This is a genomic window from Serinicoccus sp. JS2-9 (genome assembly GCF_059025165.1).
On sequence record NZ_CM180091.1, the window covers coordinates 2,608,193 to 2,626,774 of the forward strand.

The 18,582-nt window shown below is 71.7% G+C and carries 23 protein-coding genes, 1 tRNA gene and 1 pseudogene; 14 read left to right on the plus strand and 11 right to left on the minus strand.

Annotation, left to right across the window (positions count from 1 at the left end; all coding sequences use genetic code 11):
* Positions 1–1,035 precede the first annotated feature (1,035 nt).
* The 3 genes from AC5PYY_RS12640 to AC5PYY_RS12650 all read right to left on the minus strand — a co-directional run bounded on the left by AC5PYY_RS12640 (position 1,036) and on the right by AC5PYY_RS12650 (position 4,353).
* Positions 1,036–2,169: an XdhC family protein gene (locus tag AC5PYY_RS12640; protein WP_493897160.1), complete on the minus strand. Its 1,134-nt coding sequence runs from the start codon at positions 2,167–2,169 to the stop codon at positions 1,036–1,038.
* Positions 2,170–2,324: 155 nt separating this feature from the next.
* The gene (locus AC5PYY_RS12645) at positions 2,325–3,455 is read right to left on the minus strand and encodes a vWA domain-containing protein (protein WP_493897161.1); all 1,131 of its coding nucleotides are present in this window, start codon (positions 3,453–3,455) and stop codon (positions 2,325–2,327) included.
* Positions 3,456–3,465: 10 nt separating this feature from the next.
* Complete coding sequence (locus AC5PYY_RS12650; protein ID WP_493897162.1) at positions 3,466–4,353, minus strand: AAA family ATPase; 888 nt, start codon at positions 4,351–4,353, stop codon at positions 3,466–3,468.
* A gap of 110 nt (positions 4,354–4,463) precedes the next feature.
* Between AC5PYY_RS12650 and AC5PYY_RS12655 the strand changes: the two genes are divergently transcribed.
* The 3 genes from AC5PYY_RS12655 to AC5PYY_RS12665 are packed head-to-tail and all read left to right on the plus strand — an operon-like array spanning position 4,464 to position 6,082.
* Positions 4,464–5,282, plus strand: coding sequence for a hypothetical protein (locus tag AC5PYY_RS12655; RefSeq protein ID WP_493897163.1), 819 nt, complete (start codon positions 4,464–4,466; stop codon positions 5,280–5,282).
* Positions 5,276–5,623, plus strand: coding sequence for a GntR family transcriptional regulator (locus tag AC5PYY_RS12660; protein WP_493897164.1), 348 nt, complete (start codon positions 5,276–5,278; stop codon positions 5,621–5,623). The genes AC5PYY_RS12655 and AC5PYY_RS12660 overlap by 7 nt, the downstream gene beginning before the upstream one ends.
* 48 nt (positions 5,624–5,671) lie before the next feature.
* The gene (locus tag AC5PYY_RS12665; protein ID WP_493897165.1) at positions 5,672–6,082 is read left to right on the plus strand and encodes an HNH endonuclease; all 411 of its coding nucleotides are present in this window, start codon (positions 5,672–5,674) and stop codon (positions 6,080–6,082) included.
* A gap of 7 nt (positions 6,083–6,089) precedes the next feature.
* Here AC5PYY_RS12665 and AC5PYY_RS12670 read toward each other — a convergent pair whose 3' ends face one another.
* On the minus strand, positions 6,090–6,692 hold the full coding sequence (locus AC5PYY_RS12670; protein ID WP_493897166.1) for a nucleotidyltransferase family protein: 603 nt from the start codon (positions 6,690–6,692) through the stop codon (positions 6,090–6,092).
* A 31-nt stretch (positions 6,693–6,723) separates the two neighbouring features.
* Here AC5PYY_RS12670 and AC5PYY_RS12675 point away from each other — a divergent pair, with 31 nt between their 5' ends.
* The 8 genes from AC5PYY_RS12675 to AC5PYY_RS12710 are packed head-to-tail and all read left to right on the plus strand — an operon-like array spanning position 6,724 to position 11,659.
* Positions 6,724–7,182, plus strand: a complete 459-nt coding sequence (locus tag AC5PYY_RS12675; protein WP_493897167.1) for a putative quinol monooxygenase — start codon at positions 6,724–6,726, stop codon at positions 7,180–7,182.
* The gene (locus AC5PYY_RS12680; RefSeq protein WP_493897168.1) at positions 7,179–7,625 is read left to right on the plus strand and encodes a homocysteine S-methyltransferase family protein; all 447 of its coding nucleotides are present in this window, start codon (positions 7,179–7,181) and stop codon (positions 7,623–7,625) included. Before AC5PYY_RS12675 ends, AC5PYY_RS12680 begins: the two co-directional genes overlap by 4 nt.
* A complete protein-coding gene (locus AC5PYY_RS12685; RefSeq protein WP_493897169.1) occupies positions 7,622–8,011 on the plus strand; it encodes a hypothetical protein in 390 nt (129 codons plus the stop codon). Before AC5PYY_RS12680 ends, AC5PYY_RS12685 begins: the two co-directional genes overlap by 4 nt.
* The gene (locus AC5PYY_RS12690; RefSeq protein ID WP_493897170.1) at positions 8,008–8,394 is read left to right on the plus strand and encodes a hypothetical protein; all 387 of its coding nucleotides are present in this window, start codon (positions 8,008–8,010) and stop codon (positions 8,392–8,394) included. Before AC5PYY_RS12685 ends, AC5PYY_RS12690 begins: the two co-directional genes overlap by 4 nt.
* Positions 8,391–9,005: a pentapeptide repeat-containing protein gene (locus AC5PYY_RS12695; protein ID WP_493897171.1), complete on the plus strand. Its 615-nt coding sequence runs from the start codon at positions 8,391–8,393 to the stop codon at positions 9,003–9,005. The genes AC5PYY_RS12690 and AC5PYY_RS12695 overlap by 4 nt, the downstream gene beginning before the upstream one ends.
* Before the next feature lie 44 nt (positions 9,006–9,049).
* A complete protein-coding gene (locus tag AC5PYY_RS12700) occupies positions 9,050–9,883 on the plus strand; it encodes an ABC transporter permease (protein WP_493897172.1) in 834 nt (277 codons plus the stop codon).
* The gene (locus AC5PYY_RS12705; protein WP_493897173.1) at positions 9,876–10,697 is read left to right on the plus strand and encodes an ABC transporter permease; all 822 of its coding nucleotides are present in this window, start codon (positions 9,876–9,878) and stop codon (positions 10,695–10,697) included. The genes AC5PYY_RS12700 and AC5PYY_RS12705 overlap by 8 nt, the downstream gene beginning before the upstream one ends.
* Positions 10,694–11,659, plus strand: a complete 966-nt coding sequence (locus AC5PYY_RS12710) for an ABC transporter ATP-binding protein (protein ID WP_493897174.1) — start codon at positions 10,694–10,696, stop codon at positions 11,657–11,659. Before AC5PYY_RS12705 ends, AC5PYY_RS12710 begins: the two co-directional genes overlap by 4 nt.
* 85 nt (positions 11,660–11,744) lie before the next feature.
* Here AC5PYY_RS12710 and AC5PYY_RS12715 read toward each other — a convergent pair.
* Both AC5PYY_RS12715 and AC5PYY_RS12720 read right to left on the minus strand, forming a co-directional pair.
* A tRNA-Leu gene (locus tag AC5PYY_RS12715) sits at positions 11,745–11,828 on the minus strand.
* A 57-nt stretch (positions 11,829–11,885) separates the two neighbouring features.
* Entirely contained in the window at positions 11,886–13,313 is a 1,428-nt protein-coding gene (locus tag AC5PYY_RS12720) for a DNA polymerase IV (RefSeq protein WP_493897175.1), read from the minus strand.
* 121 nt (positions 13,314–13,434) lie between these two features.
* Here AC5PYY_RS12720 and AC5PYY_RS12725 point away from each other — a divergent pair, with 121 nt between their 5' ends.
* The 3 genes and pseudogenes from AC5PYY_RS12725 to AC5PYY_RS12735 all read left to right on the plus strand — a co-directional run.
* Complete coding sequence (locus AC5PYY_RS12725) at positions 13,435–13,965, plus strand: YbhB/YbcL family Raf kinase inhibitor-like protein (protein WP_493897176.1); 531 nt, start codon at positions 13,435–13,437, stop codon at positions 13,963–13,965.
* Positions 13,962–14,513 (plus strand): YbaK/EbsC family protein, encoded by a 552-nt coding sequence (locus AC5PYY_RS12730; protein ID WP_493897177.1) that lies wholly within the window; start codon positions 13,962–13,964, stop codon positions 14,511–14,513. The genes AC5PYY_RS12725 and AC5PYY_RS12730 overlap by 4 nt, the downstream gene beginning before the upstream one ends.
* A 280-nt stretch (positions 14,514–14,793) precedes the next feature.
* Positions 14,794–14,901: pseudogene (locus AC5PYY_RS12735) on the plus strand (bile acid:sodium symporter family protein); the annotation flags it as partial.
* Here AC5PYY_RS12735 and AC5PYY_RS12740 read toward each other — a convergent pair.
* The 5 genes from AC5PYY_RS12740 to AC5PYY_RS12760 all read right to left on the minus strand — a co-directional run bounded on the left by AC5PYY_RS12740 (position 14,901) and on the right by AC5PYY_RS12760 (position 18,579).
* Positions 14,901–15,644 (minus strand): class I SAM-dependent methyltransferase, encoded by a 744-nt coding sequence (locus AC5PYY_RS12740; protein ID WP_493897178.1) that lies wholly within the window; start codon positions 15,642–15,644, stop codon positions 14,901–14,903. The pseudogene AC5PYY_RS12735 and the gene AC5PYY_RS12740 sit on opposite strands and share 1 nt — an antisense overlap.
* A 252-nt stretch (positions 15,645–15,896) precedes the next feature.
* Positions 15,897–16,118 carry a type II toxin-antitoxin system VapB family antitoxin gene (locus AC5PYY_RS12745; RefSeq protein ID WP_493897179.1) on the minus strand — a complete coding sequence of 74 codons (222 nt, stop codon included), beginning with the start codon at positions 16,116–16,118 and terminating at the stop codon, positions 15,897–15,899.
* 27 nt (positions 16,119–16,145) lie between these two features.
* The gene (locus tag AC5PYY_RS12750) at positions 16,146–16,991 is read right to left on the minus strand and encodes a TrmH family RNA methyltransferase (RefSeq protein WP_493897180.1); all 846 of its coding nucleotides are present in this window, start codon (positions 16,989–16,991) and stop codon (positions 16,146–16,148) included.
* On the minus strand, positions 16,988–17,752 hold the full coding sequence (locus tag AC5PYY_RS12755; RefSeq protein ID WP_493897181.1) for a sulfite exporter TauE/SafE family protein: 765 nt from the start codon (positions 17,750–17,752) through the stop codon (positions 16,988–16,990). The genes AC5PYY_RS12750 and AC5PYY_RS12755 overlap by 4 nt, the downstream gene beginning before the upstream one ends.
* Positions 17,749–18,579: an ABC transporter ATP-binding protein gene (locus AC5PYY_RS12760; RefSeq protein ID WP_493897182.1), complete on the minus strand. Its 831-nt coding sequence runs from the start codon at positions 18,577–18,579 to the stop codon at positions 17,749–17,751. The genes AC5PYY_RS12755 and AC5PYY_RS12760 overlap by 4 nt, the downstream gene beginning before the upstream one ends.
* Positions 18,580–18,582: the final 3 nt, after the last annotated feature.

An 18,582-nucleotide genomic window follows, 5' to 3' on the forward strand; every position in this document is an offset into this window, starting at 1 on the left:
CCAGGTCACTCCGCAACAGATGTCTGACAGGTGTCCAGAGAATTCACGCGGTACGCCTGTGGCTGCCTTCGACGAAAGCACCAGGAGGTCCTCACGCCCGCTGTCGCAGGACGCGGGCCTGTCAGACCGTCGCGGCAGACTCCTGAGAGTGTGCAGGAGTGGGGACGGACACGGTGGAAGGAGTGGGGAAGGTGGAGGGGCATGAGGTGGGATTGGTTTGGGCGTGGTCGGTCGCGATGGCGGTGGCGATCTCCTTCTCGGTGATCGCACTCGCTCAGGCTTGGGTACGGAACAGGCTGACGTCGCGGTTCACCGATGATCCGTTGGAGCTCGCGCACCCATGGACGCGAGTGGCCTTCGTCATCCCTGCCACGGGATACCTCGCGGCACTGGCGCTCGGGCTTGCTTTGTCCGGCCTCGAGATCCCGGTAGTCATGCGTGTTGTCCTTGTGGCGTCAGACTTCACCGTGTTCAGCGCAGCAACGATTGTCGGGCTGCTCGTCTGGCCGAGGTCCGAGGAAGCGGAGCGCGGCATGTCCCCACAGGATGTGGTCGAGCGATCCATCGTGAGCGGGCTCACGATGACCCAGCCCCTTCTGGCCCAGTCCTTGGACCGCGCCGCGTCGGAGGCGGAGTCGGCGGACAGGGAGCTGGCGGGACTGCCAGAGCCTCTGGCCACGTATTTCCGATCAGCGCAGGCAGGACCCCCGCCCAGACTGCGCAGCATGTCTCGCGACGCTCGAGGCCCGTATGCTGCCATCTCCACCAACGACGTCCTCACGCATGCGCACTGGTCCCTGCCGGCAACCTTCGGCGTCGCAGCCGTAGGCGTCGTCCTGTCCATGCCTCTGGGCTGGAGGTTCGTGGCCCTCAGCATCGCGAGCGCAGTGTGTGTCGCCGTGCTGCTCTATCAAGCGGCGCGCGGTCACCTTGTCCACCGCGCGCAGAAGGCCGCGCTGACATCTGAGCGGGCGCACCGGGCTTCGGAAATACTCGCTGGACTCGGGAAGCCACTCCCACGGTGGCGTGTCATCTTCAGCCGGAGTGAGCGTGAATGGCGCCGGACGTATCGCGCAGCGGTTCGCCGCCGCCGCCCCAGCGCAGGGCGATGATCTCCGAGGCGATGCTCACGGCCGTCTCCTCTGGGGTGCGTGCCCCCAGGTCGAGGCCGATCGGGCTGTGGAGACGGGAGAGCTGCTCGTCGGTCACGCCCACCTCGCGCAGTCGGGCCAGCCGGTCGTCGTGGGTGCGGCGCGAGCCCATGGCGCCGATGTAGGCCAGTTCGGGCGCGTCGTCGCCGAGGAGCACCTGGAGCAGGGGCACGTCGAACTTCGGGTCGTGGGTCAGGACGCAGGCGACCGTGCGACCGTCGAGCGCGTCCTGCGCGACCTGCTCCTCGACATACCGGTGCGGCCAGGAGACCACCACCTCGTCGGCCTCGGGGAAGCGGCTCGCGGTGGCGAAGACCGGGCGCGCGTCGCAGACGGTCACCCGATAGCCGAGGAAGGTGCCGATGCGCGCGACGGCGGCGGCGAAGTCGATCGCGCCGAACACGAGCATGCGAGGGCGGGGAGCGTAGGACGCGACGAACACGCGCATGCCCTCGCCCCGGCGCTCGCCGTCGGGGCCGTACTCCAGGGTGGCGGTGCGACCCTGGGCGAGCATGCCGCGGGCGTCGTCGGCCACGGCGGCGTCGGCGCGGCCGCTCCCCAGCGTGCCGCCGACCGGCTTTCCCTCGGGTCGGACCACCATGCGTCGACCCAGGTGGCCGGCGTCCGGATGGGCCACCACGGTGGCGACGGCGACGGGCCGGGCCTCGATGTCGGCGGCCACCTCGCCCAGCTCGCGGAAGTCCCCGCGTGAGACCCGCTCGACGTAGATGTCGAGGATGCCGCCGCAGGTGAGCCCCACGCCCATCGCCTCGTCGTCGGACACGCCATACCGCTGCAGGACGGGAGTGCCGGAGGCGATCACCTCGCGCCCGAGCTCGTAGACGGCCCCCTCCACGCATCCTCCCGAGACCGACCCGACAGCCTCACCGTCGGCGCCGACCAGCATCGAGGCACCCGGCTGCCGGGGCGCCGACTTCCACGTCCCGACGACCGTCGCCATCGCTGTGGTCTCGCCCGACTCCCACCACGGCAGCAACCGGTCCAGGACGTCTCGCATGCGGCTCAGAATGTCATGCGTGTCCCGGTCCGTCCTGGCACAGCCGCCGGGTAGGGCTCACCGCCCGAGCTCGCGAGCGTGAGCGTCCCGTGGGAGTCGGGGACGGTGCCGAGTCTCACGGGACCGATCTCGGGCGCTGTCCGCCTCAGGCTCGCTCAGGCCTCGGCGATGCGGTCGAGCACTTCCACGAAGGCGGCGAGCGAGTGCCCGGCGACCAGCTCGTCGACGTGCGGGAGCGCCGCGACGATCCCCGCCTGCACCGGCTCGTAGCCGGCCTTGCCGCGGTGCGGATTGACCCAGATGACACGGTGGGCCAGGGCGCGCAGCCTCCGCAGCTGCTCCCCCAGCGCCTCGGGGGCCTGCCGCTCCCAGCCGTCACTGAAGATGACGACCACTGCTCCGCGGGCCATCCCGCGTCGTCCCCAGCGGCGCAGGAAGACCTCGACCGCCTGCCCCAGGCGGGTGCCGCCGGACCAGTCCGGGACGGTCTCCCCGGCGGCCAGCAGCGCGCGGTCCGGATCGCGCTCCCGCAGGGCCCTCGTGATGTGGGTCAGCCGGGTGCCCACCGTGAAGACCTCGGTGGTGTGGGGGCTGGCCTGGACGACGGTGTGGGCCAGCCGGAGCAGGGCATCGGCGTAGCCGCTCATCGAGCCAGAGACGTCGACCAGCAGGACCACACGACGGCGTCGGATCGCCTTGTCGCGCAGCCGGATCCGCGTGGGCTCCCCCAGGTTTCGCAGGTGCGCGCGGACGGTGGCCCGACCGTCCACCTCCCCCCTCCTGCTGGAGGTATGACGTCTTGCCGGCCGGGTGGGTGGCCGCGGTTTCAGCGTCGCGAACTGTCGGCGCAGGGCGGCCCGGTCTGCCGGCGCCAGACCGGCGACGTCCCGGTGGCGCAACACCTCCTCTGTGGAGGCGGCGGCCCGCACGACCTGCTGCTCCTCATCTCCTGAGTCCCCGTCTCCCCCAGGCTCTTCCAGCGAGGCCTGCACCGTCGTCGGCCGTGGAGAGTCCTGCGAGCTGACGGAGTGCATCGGGCGTCCGCCGAACCACCCGGTGAACACCTGGTCGTAGGCCCCGAGATCCGCCGGCGACGCGGTGAGCGTGGCCCGCCCCGCCCAGTAGACGCCTCGTCGATCGCCGAGACCTGTTGCGGCACAGGCTCTGAGGAAGGTCCGCTCCCGATCCGCAGTGACGGGCAGTCCGGCCGCTCGGCACGCCCGCGCGAAGCCGCCCAGGGTCTGCCCGACGCTCCACCCCGGCGCCTGCTCCGACGGTTCGCTCACGGCATACCCGTCAGCGGGTGAGCATTCGGTCCAGGGCGACCCTGACCCGTTCGGTGTCCTCGCGATACTTCACCGCGGCACCCATCGTCGCGGCAGCCACCTCGGGATCGAGCCGGCTCTGCCCGAGCGCGGTCAGAGCACGCACCCAGTCGAGCGTCTCGGCGACACCCGGCGGTTTGACGACCTCGTCGTCGGAGCGGACCTGCTGCACCAGCGTCACCACCTCCCGCGCCAACGTCTCCTCGACCTCCGGAAGCCGCGCCCGGACGATCGCCAGCTCCCGCTCCAGGCCGGGGTGCTCGATCCAGTGGTAGAGGCAGCGCCGCTTGAGCGCGTCGTGCAGCTCGCGAGTGCGGTTAGAGGTCAGCACGACGAAGGGCGGCGTCGCGGCCGCGACCACGCCGAGCTCGGGGATGCTCACCGACCACGTCGAGAGCACCTCCAGCAGGAACGCCTCGAACTCGTCGTCGGCCCGGTCGATCTCGTCGACGAGCAGCACGCACGGCGCCTCGCGCAGCGCCCGGAGCACCGGCCGGGCCTGGAGGAAGCGCTCGTCGAAGAGCTCGGCCTCCAGCTCGCCCGCGTCCCGCCCCTCCCGCCCGAGCGCCTCGACCGCGCGCAGGTGCAGGATCTGCCGCGGGAAGTCCCAGTCGTAGAGCGCCTGGCTCGCCTCGATCCCCTCGTAGCACTGCAGCCGGATCAACGGCACGTCCAGCAGCTGCGCGATCGCCTCGGCCAGCGCGGTCTTGCCGGTCCCGGGCTCCCCTTCCAGAAGCAGCGGCCGTTGGAGCGTGTGGGCCAGCCACGTCACCGTGGCGAGCCCGTCGTCCGCGAGGTATGCCGTCTCCGCCAGCGCGGCGCTCAGCGTGTCCGGGCTGGTCAGGGCGTCGGCGTGCATGTGCGCCAGCATTGCGGACGGCTTCCGCGTTGTCCATGGCGGGTGGTTGCGGGCTGGACGCCAGGGCGCTTATTGTCTTAGTCAAAAGTGACACAGAAGGGAATGGGGACATGTTCTGGTTCGTCCTGGCGATGTGTCTGGGAGTGCCGCTCGTCGGCTATCTGACGCGCCGCTCAGACGCGCAGCGCCAGCTGCAGCCCCTGCGCGCCGCCGGATGGGAGCCGGATCACCCGGTGCTCGGGCGCGCGCGGGCAGCACTGGCCCGGCAGCAGATCTTCATGACCACGGGGGCGGGGCTCGGAGCCCTGCTGACGCTCTTCGCCCTGGAGGCCGCTGCCGAGCCGTCGACCTACGGGCTGCTGGGTTTCGGCTTCGTCACCGGAGCCATCCTCGGCAACGTCGCCGGTCATCTGTCTGGTGGCCGGATCGTGCCGGGACGCCGGGTGGCCGAGGCTGCGCCACGCAGGCTCGGTCACTACCTCGGCCGGGCGCACCTGGTCGCCCTCGCCATCTGGGCCGTGGTGTCGGCGGTCTGCGTGCCCTGGTCGCTCCAGCGCGCCGGCTCGGTGCCGGGCGGGGCCGCGTGGGTGGTGCCTGCCGCCCTGCTGGTGGGGGCCATCTGGCTGCTGATGGTGGCCGTCATGGCCGTGGCCGTGCTGCGCCGCCCCACCAGCGCTCGAGCCGAGGGCGACCTAGCCTGGCAGGAGTGGCTGCGGGCCAGGGTGCTGGGCGACCTGGCCGGCTCCGTGTGGCTGTCGGTGTGCAGCGTCGGCGGGGCGTTGTGGATCGCCCTCGTCGAGGGATCCGCATCAACGCTGGCTCTGGAGCTCGCAGGGTGGATCACCAGCCTCGCAGTCGTCGGCCTGGTGGCCTATTGGATGGCTCGCCTGGTCATCCCTACCGCGGTCAAGGAGGCGCTCGCATGCTGATCTCGATCGACCCCGACCTCAGCACACCGGTCTTCGAGCAGATCGTGGAGCAGGTCGTGGCCGGCGTTCGCGCAGGCGACCTCGTCCCGGGCGAGAAGCTGCCCCCGGTGCGCCAGCTCGCCGGCGACCTGGGCATCGCCCCCAACACGGTGGCGAAGGCATACCGGCAGCTCGAGGAGGAGGGGCACGTGGAGACCCGTGGCCGCGGCGGCACCCTGGTGCGCGACGAACTCGCCCCGACTCTGCCCAGCCGCGGCGCCGCCGAGGACTTCGTGCGCGCCGCCCGCGCGTCCGGGCTCGACCTCTCCCAGGCGATCGGGCTGCTGCGCCGCAGCTGGTGAGCGGCGCGTCCGAGAGTCGCCGTGGCCAGGCGCCCCTAGTCTGACGTCGTGCCCAGCCGCAGCAGAACCGCTAGGTATGCCCGCCGCCGCTCCCGGCGGATGGCGAAGGTGGAGCACGACCTCACCGCCGAGCAGTGGGCCGCGCTCGTGGATGCCTGGGGCGGCTGCGCCTACTGCGGCGCCACCGACGGTGCCCTGCAGAAGGACACGATGCTGCCGATCTCCCGCGGTGGCCGCTACACGCTGGCCAACGTCGTGCCGGCATGCCGTTCCTGCAACGCGAGCAAGTGCAACGCCGAGCTCACCGGGTGGATGCGACGCACGAAGCTCGACGAGCGCGGGTTCCTGTGGCGACAGCACGAGGTCTTCGCGTCCCTGTCTGCCACGGCTGCGCCGGGGATCCACACCACGGAGGGAGGGGCCGCGCAGCCTCTCGATCCCGTGACCCCGCGCCCCTGATCTGGCGTCAGCGCACGCTCGCTGGCGTGTCCACGTCCTCACCGCTCGCCAGGTCGCCGCACTCCACCAGCGCCGGGCGGGAGCGACGCAGATAGGCGCGCGCGCCCGAGTCTCCGCGCGCATCCGCGAGCACCGGCTGCCAGTGCTCCTGACCCAGCGCCACCGGATGACCCGGCACGCTCTGGTATGCCGCTCGCGCCAGCGTCGAGGGGCGCGCCCCTCCTTCGTCGATGAGGCGGGCCACCACGTCGCCGCCCACGTCGGGCAGGTCGACGAGATGCACCACGGCGAGGAGAGGCACGGTCCGACCCCGGGAGACGAGCGACGTGAGCCCGGCCCTGAGCGACTCCCCCATGCCCTGCTCCCACGTGCCGCAGAAGGAGGTGGCGACCTGCGGCATACCCGCATCATCGAGGACCGCATCGACGCGCTCGGACTCGGCGCCGGTGACGACGAGCACGTCCCCGCACCCCCCATCCAGCAGCGCGCGCGCCGACCGCACCACCCACGCCTCGCCGTCGGTCTGCGCCAATGCCTTGGGGCCGCCGTAGCGGCGCCCTGCCCCGGCCGCGAGAAGCAGTCCGGTGATGCGGGTCGCAGGTGTCGCCATGGCTGTCAGTGTGCCCCGTCATGATGGAGCCATGACCAGCGAGGTGAAGCTGACCGGCACGCTGCACTGCTGCGACGATGCCGACACCGCGGTGGTGCGTCACGCTGCTCCCGAGCACATCCGGCCCAGCCGGGCGGAGCCGGGCTGCCTGGCCTTCGACCTGCACGAGACGGCTGAGCCTGGGGTGTGGCGCGTGGCCGAGCGGTTCGTGGACCGTGGCGCGTTCGAGGCGCACCAGCGTCGGACGCGAGGGAGCGCCTGGTGGTCGGCCACCGGTCATCTCAGGCGTGACTTCGCGGTCACCGGCATCCCCGAGGACACCAGCGTGCCCCTTGCTCCCACCTCTGGCCGCGTGCAGGTCGGTCTGTCCTCCCTCCCTGACGCCCTGCGGCACGATCCGGTGGTCGTCCTCGACGGAGGCCTCGGCACGCATCTGGAGAGGCGCGGGCTCGACGTCTCCGGTGTGCTCTGGTCGGCATCGTCGAGGTGAAGGCCCTCATCGCGGAGCTGGCCGCAGCGGCCACCCCGGCTGCCCTCAGTCTTACCGTCCGCGACGGTGTCCTCGGCGACGGCACGCCGATCGAGGAGACTGCGCCGCTGCTGGCGGACAGCACTCTGGTCGCGGTAGGAGTCAATTGCTGCACGGTGCCGGATGCCCTGGGGACGCTGAGGATCCTCCGCGAGCGGACCGACCTGCCGCTGCTGGCCTATCCGAACAGCGGCGAGAGCTGGGACCACGACACCAGGACCTGGCGTGCAGGCGCGGGCTCGGTGGAGCAGAGCGATCTCGTGGCCGCGGCTCCCGAGCTGCTCGCGACCGGGGTGCGCCTCCTCGGTGGCTGCTGCCGGGTCGGCCCGGAGCAGATCGCTCGCCTCGCCGAGGCCGCACGCCGGGACGGTGTGTCTGGCGCGTACGGCAGGATGCAGACATGAGCATCGTGGTGGACCTGGACGACCTGGCCGAGGCGATCAAGAAGCACGCGACGGCATACCTCGTGCTGTCCGGCGGGGACCGACCGCACGTGGGAGAGGTCGCGATCTCCATGCGCGACGGCGTGCTGGTCGCCCAGGCGCCGGGGCGGACGGCGCAGCGGACCGTCCCTGATCGCCCGGCGGTGACGCTCCTGCTGCCGCCCGTGCAGACTGGCGGATACAGCCTCATCGTCGACGGCCAGGCTGCCATGTCCGCAGCCGAGCTCATCATCGAGCCGAGCCATGCCGTGCTCCACCGCAGGCCGCGCGAGGACTCACCGCCCTCGGCGACCGGGTGCGGCAACGACTGCCAGCCGCTGGGATCGGACGACGAGGGCGCCCGGTGACCGACCCCCATCGCCCCCGGCCCGCCGCAGACGTGGGGCCGATGACGGTCCGCTATCCGTCGACCACCTTCCCGGCGCCGCCACCCTTCAGCCTCGACCTTCCCGGCGACTGGCACCCGGTGACGGTGCCGGACGCGGAGCTGTCGGCGCGCTCGCCCCGCACCAGCTCCGGCTTCCACGCCAACGTCGTCGCGCGCGCCCGGCGGGTGGCGCCGGCGCCGGACGATGCGACCGCCTATCTGCGCCGGGAGGTCGTCGGTGACCTGCTGCGGGGCCCGCACGAGGTGCTCCGGACCGAGCTCCTGGGCCGCCTTGATCACCCCGCCCAACAGGACGGCCATGAGGTCAGCATCCCCACGTCGGCCCGGGCGGAGGAGGCGTGAACACCGGAGACGCGGCGCCCGCGGAGACGCACAGACAGACCATCGTCGACGAGGACTGGTATGCCGCAGAGCTCGACGGCCGCACCTGGAGCGACTGCACCTTCCGTGAGGTGGACCTGACCGAGGCCGTGACGTCGGGATGCCGTTTCACCGACTGCACCTTCGACCGGTGCCGGTTCAACGCCTCGGTCCACCGGCAGACGGCCTTCGTCGCGTGCACCTTCACCGACACCTCGTTCTTCGACGCCACCCTGGAGGGCTGCCGCCTCGACGGGAGCAGCTTCGCCGGGTGCGACCTACGGCCGATCACGGTCTCCGGCGGTTCCTGGTGGGGGGTGTCACTGCGGGGGGCCGATCTGCGCGAGCAGGACCTCTCCGGCCTTCGGCTCATCGAGGCCGACCTCACCGAGGCCGACCTGCGCAAGGCCACCCTTCGCGGCAGCGACCTCACCGGAGCGTTGCTGCGGTCAGCCCGCCTCGAGGAGGCCGACCTGCGGGGGGCCACGCTCGTCGGCGCGGACCTCACCGAGACCGCCGTCCGCGGCGCCCGGCTTGACCTGGCCGGAGCTCTGGCCCTCGCGGAGTCCCTGGGGGCCCGGATCGACGCCTGAGTTGGCACGCGTCGGGGTGTGCCGGCGGGTACGCTCGTGCGTTTGTGACCACCCCCGCCTCCACGACGCTCGCGCCTGCCCCGGCGCGCGCCTACTGGAGGCTGCTCGCCGCCGGCTTCCGCCAGCAGAGCGCCTACCTGGGGGCCGCGCTCGGGGGCCTGGTCGCCAACGTGACGTTCGGCTTCCTCAAGGCCGCCATCCTGCTCGCGACGCTCGCTGCCGCAGGCGGGACGCTGGGCGGTTACGACACCGGCCGGATGCTCGCCTACGTCTGGCTCAGTCAGGCGATGCTCGGGCTCATCAACGTCTATGGGCGTGACGTCCTCGGCGAGCGGATCAGGTCAGGCGACATCGCCGTCGACTTCCTGCGCCCCCTCGACCTGCAGCTCGCCGGACTCTCGACGTACCTCGGCAGCCGCCTCTTCACCCTGCTCCCCCGCGGTCTGCCCACCCTGACGGTCGGCCTGCTCACGACCGGCTTCGTCCTGCCACGCGGCGCCTGGCCCTACCTTCTCGGAGCCGTCAGCGTCCTGCTCGCCATGGCCATCTCCTACCTGTGCGTCTACGCCCTGAACATGACGGCGCTCTGGCTGGTCGAGATACGCGGGTTGCAGGTCGGCTACGGCATCATCGCGAGCTTCTGCTGCGGGCTCTACATCCCGGTCGGCATCTTCCCCGACTGGCTCGAGACCATCGCGCGGCTGACGCCCTTCCCATCGATGCTGATGACGCCGATCGAGATCCTCTCCGGGTATGCCGTCGGCAGCGACGCGCTGCGTCTGGTCGCCGCCCAGGTCGGCTGGGTCGCGGCCGTCGCCCTGCTCGGCCACCTGCTCACCCGCGCCGGCCGCCGCCACCTGGAGGTGCAGGGTGGCTGAGCCGAGCACGCTGCGGGCGGACGCGACGGCATACCGTGCGGTGCTCGCGTCCCGGATCCGGGCGCAACGGAGCTATCGCACCTCCTTCCGGCTCGACCTCATCGGCGCCGGGCTCATCACGCTCGTGGAGTTCGGCGAGGTGTGGGTCCTCTTCGGGCAGGTCGACGCGATCGGTGGTCTGACGCTCGCCTCGGTCATGCTCGTCTTCGGGCTGGCCGAGATGACGTTCAGCCTCGCCGACCTCCTCGTGGGCCACGTCGACCGGCTCCCGCCCTACATCCGAGCCGGCACCATCGACGTCTTCTACCTGCGGCCGCAGCCGGTGCTGGCCCAACTCATCACCAGTGACCTGGACCTGCGACGGCTCGCGCGGGTCGCCGGTGGGGCGGTGATCCTCGGCCTCGGGCTGACCGTGAGCGGCGTCGAGTGGACCCCCACCAACGTCGCCCTGCTCGCGCTCACGATCCCGACGGCGACCGCGATCTACGCCGCGATGTTCGTCACCGCGGGTGGCCTGCAGTTCTTCCTCGTCAACGGTGCCGAGACGACCAACGCCTTCGTCTACGGCGGTCGGTATGCCGCCAGTCAGCCGGCGTCGGTGTGGCCGCGATCGCTGCTCCTGGTCTTCGGCCTCATCTTCCCGGTGGTCTTCACGGGCTATCTGCCGGCACTGTGGCTGCTGGGTCTGCCCTTCCCCTTCGGCCTGCCGGCATGGGTGGCGTGGCTGACGCCGGTCGCCGCGCTCTGGGCGTGGGCGCTGGCGCTGACGTGCTGGCACTGGGGCATGCGGCACTACCAGGGAGCGGGCGGATGAGCAGGTCGGTGGTGGAGGTCGGCGGACTCACTCGTGACTTCGTCGTGCGCTCGCGTGGGAGCCGCCTCCGGGGCCGGCGCGTGCGCGCCGTCGACGACCTGACGTTCCGGATCGAGCGGGGCGAGGCGGTCGGCTACATCGGCGCCAACGGAGCCGGCAAGTCGACGACGATCAAGATGCTCGCCGGCATCCTCGTGCCGACCTCCGGCGAGGTGCGGACCTGCGGCCTGCGTCCCGTGCAGGAGCGGCGGGCGCTGGCCCGGCGGATCGGCGTCGTCTTCGGGCAGCGCTCCCAGCTGTGGTGGGACCTGCCGGTGGAGGAGTCCTTCCGGATCCTCGCGGCGATCCACCACCTCGGCCGCGAGGCCGAGCGGTCCCGCACGGACGAGCTGGTGGAGCGGCTGGAGATGGGATCCTTCCTCGACACCCCCGTGCGTCAGCTCTCGCTCGGGCAGCGGATGCGCGCCGAGGTCGCGGCTGCGCTGCTGCACTCGCCGGAGCTGGTCATCCTGGACGAACCGACGATCGGCCTCGACGTGCTGTCCAAGCAGCGGCTCCGGGAGTTCCTCATCGAGGAGCGGCGCGAGCACGGCACCACGCTGCTGCTCACGACGCACGACATGGGCGATGTCGAGCGCCTCTGCCCGCGGGTGCTGGTCATCGACGACGGCCGGCTGGCCTACGACGGCTCCCTGACCGGCTTGTCGCGGACCGCCGGTGCACGACGGGTGCTCGTCGTCGACCTGGAGCGGCCCACGGACGACCTGCACTGCATACCGCACGCCGAGCATCTGAGCAGCGAGGGGCAGGGGCTGCGGCAACGGCTGGCCTTCGACCAGGAGCGCACCACGGCCGCTGCCGTGCTCGCGGCGGTGTCCGAGCTCAGCGAGGTGCGAGACCTCGCGATCGAGGAGCCCGACATCGAGGACGTCGTGCGCCGGATCTACGCCTCCCGGCGGTGAGGCGCCCACTCACCACCCATTCCTGGAGACGGCGAAGCCCTCGGCGCTGACCTGTGTCAGAGCCGAGGGCTGCTCGGTCGGTCGGTGTCCGGAGGGGGACTTGAACCCCCACGCCCGTTAAGGGCACTAGCACCTCAAGCTAGCGCGTCTGCCATTCCGCCACCCGGACAGGTGTGCTGCTGCGGCACTCGTGGGAAGTGCGCAACGACCGACAAGGTTAGCACGCTCACGAGGGTGGATCACGCCAGTCCGGGGGGTCCGCGACGTGCAGCGCGGGATCGTCCTCGGCGAAGGATCGCACCGGTCCTGGTGACGTCCGGGGCCCCTCGAAGCGCACGGTCACCACGCCACGCCCGCTCCCCCACACCCAGCCGGTGCCGTGCTCGTCGTGGCGCACGTCCTGACCTGTCCGCCACCCGGGCAGCAGACGCCCGGCCACCGCCCGGGGCCGCTCCACCTCGGTGCCGTCATGACGTGTCGTCACCTCGGCGTTGACCGCCTGCTCGGTCCCCTCCACTTCCTCCGCGTCCGGCAGGTCGTCCACGGCCAGACTGACCGCATCAGGCAGCGCCACCTGCTCGGCGAGAGGGTACGCCGTCTCGAACGCCAGCTCCTCCTGCGCGTGCACGGTGAGTCCCGCGACGCCGAGCCCCAGCAGCCGCAACCCCGAGCTCACGTCCACCGAGCCCAGCAGCCGTCGGCCCTCCCGGAGGATGACGGACTCGTCGCCGGTCGCGAAGGGCAGGGTGCCCGACCGGGTCTGGGTCGTGAAGTCGTGCTGGCGCGCCTTGACGGTGATTGTGCGGGCGAAGACACCGGCGGTGACCATCCGTCGGGCCAGGCCACCTGCCATCCGGGCCAGCTCGGCCTCCAGGGCCTCTCGGTCGGCCACGTCCGTCTCGAAGGTCTCCTCCACGGAGATCGACTTCGCCTCGCGTTCCACCACGACCGGCCGGTCGTCCTCGGCCTGCGCGAGCCGGTGCAGAGCCGTCCCGTGGGCCGTCCCGAAGATCGAGACGAGGTCGGGCTCGGCCATGCGCGCGAGGTCGGCCACGGTGTCCACGCCGAAGGTGTGCAACCGGGCCGCCGTCGCCGGACCGATCCCGGGGATCGCCCGCACGGAGAGGGTATGCAGTACACCCAGCTCCTCCCCCGGCCGCACCACGGTCACGCCGGCGGGTTTGTCCATCTCGCTGGCGAGCTTGGCCATCATCTTGCTCGGAGCCAGCCCGATCGACGCCGTCAGCCCTCCGGTGGCCTCCGCGATCTGCGACAGCAGCACGTGGCACCACTCGGCAGGCTCCTCCGCGTCCCAGCCGAGCGGTCCTGCGGGCGGCGTGAGATCGACATACGCCTCGTCGACCGAGACCTGCTCCACCAGCGGTGACTGCTCCCGCAGGATCGCCATGACGACCTCCGAGCTCGCGCGGTAGGCCGCGAACCGCCCGGAGAGGAAGGCCGTCCCGGCCGGGCAGCGCCGCCGGGCCTCGATCGTCGGCATCGCCGAGCGCGCGCCATACCGCCGCGCCTCGTAGGACGCCGTGGCGACGACTCCGCGTCCGCCGAGCCCGCCCACGATCACCGGTCGACCGCGCAACGACGGCTTGTCGCGCTGCTCCACCGCCGCGAAGAAGGCGTCGAGATCGAGGTGCATGATGCACCGTCGCGCGTCGCCCGGCGAAGTCACGCCGACCACTGTGTCACGCTCCACCGACACGCCCTTGATGGCCTCCCTGCGGCGTGCGGGTGTCGGTGCGGCGGGTTAGGTTCGGGGCATGAGTCTTGAGCGCACGACCGCACCGCACCCGACCGAGATCCTGCCCGCCGCGCCCGCGGAGCTGCAGGTCACCAGCGAGGACTTCAGCGACGGCGAGGCGCTGCCGCAGAGCGCCGGCTACGGCCAGGGCAACGTCTCCCCGCAGCTCTCCTGGAGCGGCGCGCCGGAGGGCACGAAGTCCTACCTGCTCGTCTGCCACGACCCGGATGCCCCCGTGGTGGGTGGCTTCGACCACTGGGCGATCCTCGGGATCCCCGCCGACGTCACCAGCTTGGCCTCCGGCGCGGGCGAGTACGGCCAGCAGCACGGCTCCGGCGCCCTAACCCTGGCCAACGACTTCGGCACCAAGGACTGGGGCGGCTGCGCCCCGCCCGAGGGAGACGTGCCCCACCGCTACGTCTTCACCGTCTGGGCGCTCGACACCGACAACACCGGCCTGGACGCCAACAGCTCCGTGGCCAAGGCGCAGTTCACCACCCTCGGCAACATTCTCGCGCGGGGCTCGATCACGGGGACCTACCAGCTGTGACGCTGGAGTGGACCCCCGCACTGGATAGGCCTGAGCTGCTGGCCGATCCCGTCGTCACCGCCCTGGGGCAGATGCGTGTCGCTGGCGTCGTCGAGGTCGACCACATCGAGGTCGCCGAGATCGACCCCGACCAGGCCGACACCGCCGTGCTCGTCGAGGCGATGGGGTGGGACCTGGAGGACATGGCCAACTGCATCGTCATCGCCGGCTCGCGCAGCGGCGAGGAGCGCGTGTGCGCGGCGCTCGTGCTCGGGCACACCCGGGCCGACGTCAACACGACGATCCGCAAGGCGCTCGACGTCCGCAAGTGCTCGTTCATGCCCATGGACGACGCGGTGGCCCGCACCGGGATGCAGTACGGCGGCATCACCCCCGTCGGGCTCCCGGACGACTGGCCGGTGCTGGTCGACGCCCGGGTGCTGGACCGCGAGGAGATCGTCATCGGGTCCGGCCTGCGACAGAGCAAGCTGCGACTGCCCGGTTCGCTGACGCGCAGCCTGCCGGGGGTCCAGGTCGTGGACGGCCTCGCGCTGGAGATCAGCACCTGACCGCAAGCCAGATGGTCACGTGAGAGTCGGACCCCTTGCCGACGCTCACGGGACGTTCCTTCGAGCGATCGGTTGACCAGATGTCGACACCGACGGACACGACGATTGAGGACCGCAGCGCCTAGCGCCCCCCGCTCGTAGGCCTAGGCGTCAGCATGCTGCTGACGCCCCTCGCACCCGCCGGCTGGTCGGCGAGTGCCTGCCGGTCGACGGCGTCGGCATGGCCACCACTATCGTGCCTGGCGCTCGGGTATGCCGTGGGGTCACCCGCCTCGGCGAGCGGTCGGCACGCACCCTGGCCATCGAGGCCGGTATGCAGAACTCCGGCCTGGCCTCGGGCCTCGCCGCCACCTTCTTCACCCCCGTCGCGGCCCCGCCCGGCGCGGTTCAGCGGCGACGATACCGGTCCACCGTGGTGACGTAGGGGATCTCGACGATCTGATCGGCGCCGGCGCCGGGGAACTGCCGGGCGAGCGCGGCCTCCACCGCGCCGTCGATGCCGGCCCGCTCAGCCGCCGTCCCTTCGAGGTAGTAGGACCGGGTCCGGACCTGCAGCCGCAGGTCCTCCAGTGGCCGCCGCTCGGACCACCGCACGAGATCCCGCTCGCGAGGCGCGAAATCACCACCCGGAGGCACCGCCTTCACCCCTCCGGCCGGCTCGGGCCGCCAGGCTCGCAGGCTGGCGTGCATCGCCGCCTCGACATCGGCCATCCAGGGGACGGTGCTGTCGAACATGTTCCACACCATCCCCAGCACGCCGCCCGGGCGCAGCACCCTGTGGGCCTCCCTGCCTGCAGCATCCGGGTACGTCCAGTGCCAGGCCTGGGCGTAGGTAACGAGGTCGATGCTGGTGTCCTCCAGCCCCGTCTCCTCACCCGTGGCAGCAACGACGCGCACTCGCGGCAGCACCCGGGCCAGCGTCGCGCACATCGCCGCCGACGGCTCCACGGCCACGACGCGGTGGCCCCGCCCCACCATCGCACGCGTGAGCTTGCCGGTCCCCGCGCCGACGTCCGCCACGTCCAGCCCGGCCCCCGGCGCCAGCAGCTCGACGGCGGCGTCGGGGTAGCCGGGCCGCAGCCGCTCGTAGTCGTCGCCGCCCTCGGCGAAACTCCCGACGACCCGACTCATGCTTCGGGCGCCGGCTGGAGGTACCCGGCGACGAGCTCGGTCACGCTGGCGATGTGGAGAAAGTCGCGATCCGCTCGCGATAGACCAGATGTTCCTGGTGAGTTCGGGCGCTGTGACAGAACTCCAGCACCTGCGGCGGGCAGGTGAGAAAGAGGTCGGACGGCGACCGTTCGATGCGCCGCACGCACCGGACCACCCCCGGGTCACCTGCGGCGAGCCGGGCCCAGACCGAGTTGTCGACCAGGTAGTCCGTCAACGGGGCTCACGACGGCGATCCGGATCCACCACGGGCGCACCGAGCTCCTCCTCGAGATCGGTCAGACGCGCGATCCCGTCGACCATGTCACGCTTCTGCTTGGCCGCGATGAGCCGGCGCAGCGCCAGGTCCAGGACGGCGCGGTTCGACCGCTCACCGGTGAGGGCACGCGCCCGCTCGATCAGTTGCGGATCAAGATCGACACTCGTCACCGCCATGATCGACCACCCTTTCTATATCACAAACTATATAGCACGAGGACGCAACGCCCAGAAAGCGACGGCGGATGCGGCGGCGACGTTGAGGCTGTCGACGCCCCCGCCCATGGGGATGCGCACGGTCAGGTCCGCCGCCTCGACGGTCCGCCTCGACAGGCCGTCGCCCTCGGTGCCCAGCACCAGGGCGAGGCGCTCTGGCGGGTCGGCCTCGAGCTGCTCCAGGCTCACCGCGTCGTCGGCGAGCGCCAGCGCGGCGACGGTGAACCCCATACCCCGCAGTGTCTCGACCCCACCCGGCCACGGGTCGATCCGGGTCCACGGCACCTGGAAGACCGTGCCCATCGAGACCCGCACCGCGCGGCGGTAGAGCGGGTCCGCGCAGCGGGGGGTCACCAGCACCGCGTCCACCCCGAGCGCCGCCGCGGACCGGAAGGCCGCGCCCACGTTGGTGTGGTCGACGACGTCCTCGAGCACGGCCACGCGGCTCGCTCCGGTGACGACCTCGGCCACCGGAGGCAGGTCGGAACGGTGCATCGCCGCGATCGCGCCCCGGTGCAGGTGGAAGCCCGTCATCTGCTCGATCACCTGCGGACTCCCGACATACACCGGTATGTCGTTCGCCAGCGCCGGCTGGACCAGCTCGGTCAGCTCGGTGGCCCAGCGGGGTGTGAGGAGCAGCGAGCGCATCCGGTGACCGGCGGCGAGGGCGCGGCGGATCACCTTGTCGGACTCGGCGAGGTAGAGGCCCTTCGCGGGCTCGAGGACGCGGCGCAGCGCGACGTCGGTGAGCTGGAAGTAGTCGCGCACCCGCTCGTCGCGGGGGTCGTCGATCCAGGTGGCGCCGTCGGGGATCGCAGGAGGGTCGGTGCTCATGTCAGGAGCAGGTTGACGATGGCGATGGTGCCGATGACGACGATGACGCCGCGGAGCAGGTTCGGCGGCATCCGGCGGCCGACCCGCGCACCGATGACTCCCCCGAGCAGCGAGCCGATGCTGATGAGGAGCACCACCACCCAGTCGACGAGCTCCGGCGCGACGACGAGGAAGACGAGCGCGGCGACGAGGTTGGCGATCGTCGCCAGGACGTTCTTGATCCCGTTGATCTGCTGCAGCGACAACGGCAGCAGGATGCTCATGATCCCGAGCAGGAGCACCCCCTGGGCGGCGCCGAAGTAGCCGCCGTAGACCCCGGCGGCCAGGATGCCGACGATGAGGGCCACCCACCGCCCGGTCGTGATCCGCTCCGCATGCTGCTGCGCGGCCCAGCGCTGCAGCCGGGGACCGAAGACGACGAGGAGCAGCGCGACGAGGATGAGCGCCGGCACGATCGCCTCGAAGGCCGCAGGCGGCAGCCAGAGCAGCAGCAGGGCCCCGATGACCGAGCCCACGAGGCTGGCCGGGCCGAGCCGCTTCAGCATCGGCCCGAGGCTGCGCAGCTCGTGGCGATAGCCCCACGTGCCGGTCAGGCCGCCCGGGACCAGGCCGAGGCTGTTGGAGACGTTGGCCGCCACCGGCGGGTAGCCGAAGAAGAGCAGGGTCGGGAAAGTGACGAGGGTGCCTGACCCGACGATGGTGTTGATGGTCCCGGCCGCCAGGCCCGCGAGGATGATCGCGACGACCTCGAAGACGGTCACCGGGGGGCGTGCTCCCCGACGCCGAGGCCTGCGCGCTCCCCAGGCTGCGCGGCGCGGGCGGCCCACCGGTCGCCGTGGCGGTCCACGACGAGCGGTAGGCCGAACGTCCGGGACAGGTTGTCGGCCGTGAGGGTGACCTCGATCGGTCCGGCGGCGACGACACGGCCCTCGTTCAGCATGAGGATGTCGGTGAAGCCCGGAGGAATCTCCTCGACGTGGTGCGTGACCAGGACCATCGCCGGAGCCTCCACGTCCTGGGCCAACAGGCTGAGGCGCCCCACGAGATCCTCCCGCCCGCGCAGGTCGAGCCCGGCGGCGGGCTCGTCGAGCAGCATGAGCTCCGGATCCGTCATGAGCGCGCGCGCGATCTGCACCCGCTTGCGCTCCCCCTCCGACAGGGTGCCGAAGCGGCGGGTCGCGAGGTGCGCCACCCCGAGCGCCCCCAGCAGCTCGGCGGCGCGGGCCTCGTCGGTCTCGTCATACTCCTCGCGCCAGCGGCCCAGCACGCCGTAGGCGGCGGTCACGACGACGTCGCTCACCCGCTCCTCGTCGGGGATGCGGTCGGCCACCGAGGCGCTCGAGACACCGATGCGCGGGCGCAGCTCGAAGACGTCGACGGTGCCCAGCACCTCGCTCAGCACGCCGGCCACCCCAGTCGTGGGGTGCATCCGGGCGGCGGCCAGCTGCAGCAGGGTCGTCTTGCCGGCGCCGTTCGGGCCGATGACGACCCAGCGCTCCCCCTCCTCGACCGACCAGTCCACGCCCGTGAGCAGGTCGGTCGTGCCGCGGCGCACACCGACGCCGGCGAATTCGAGGACATCGCTCATGGC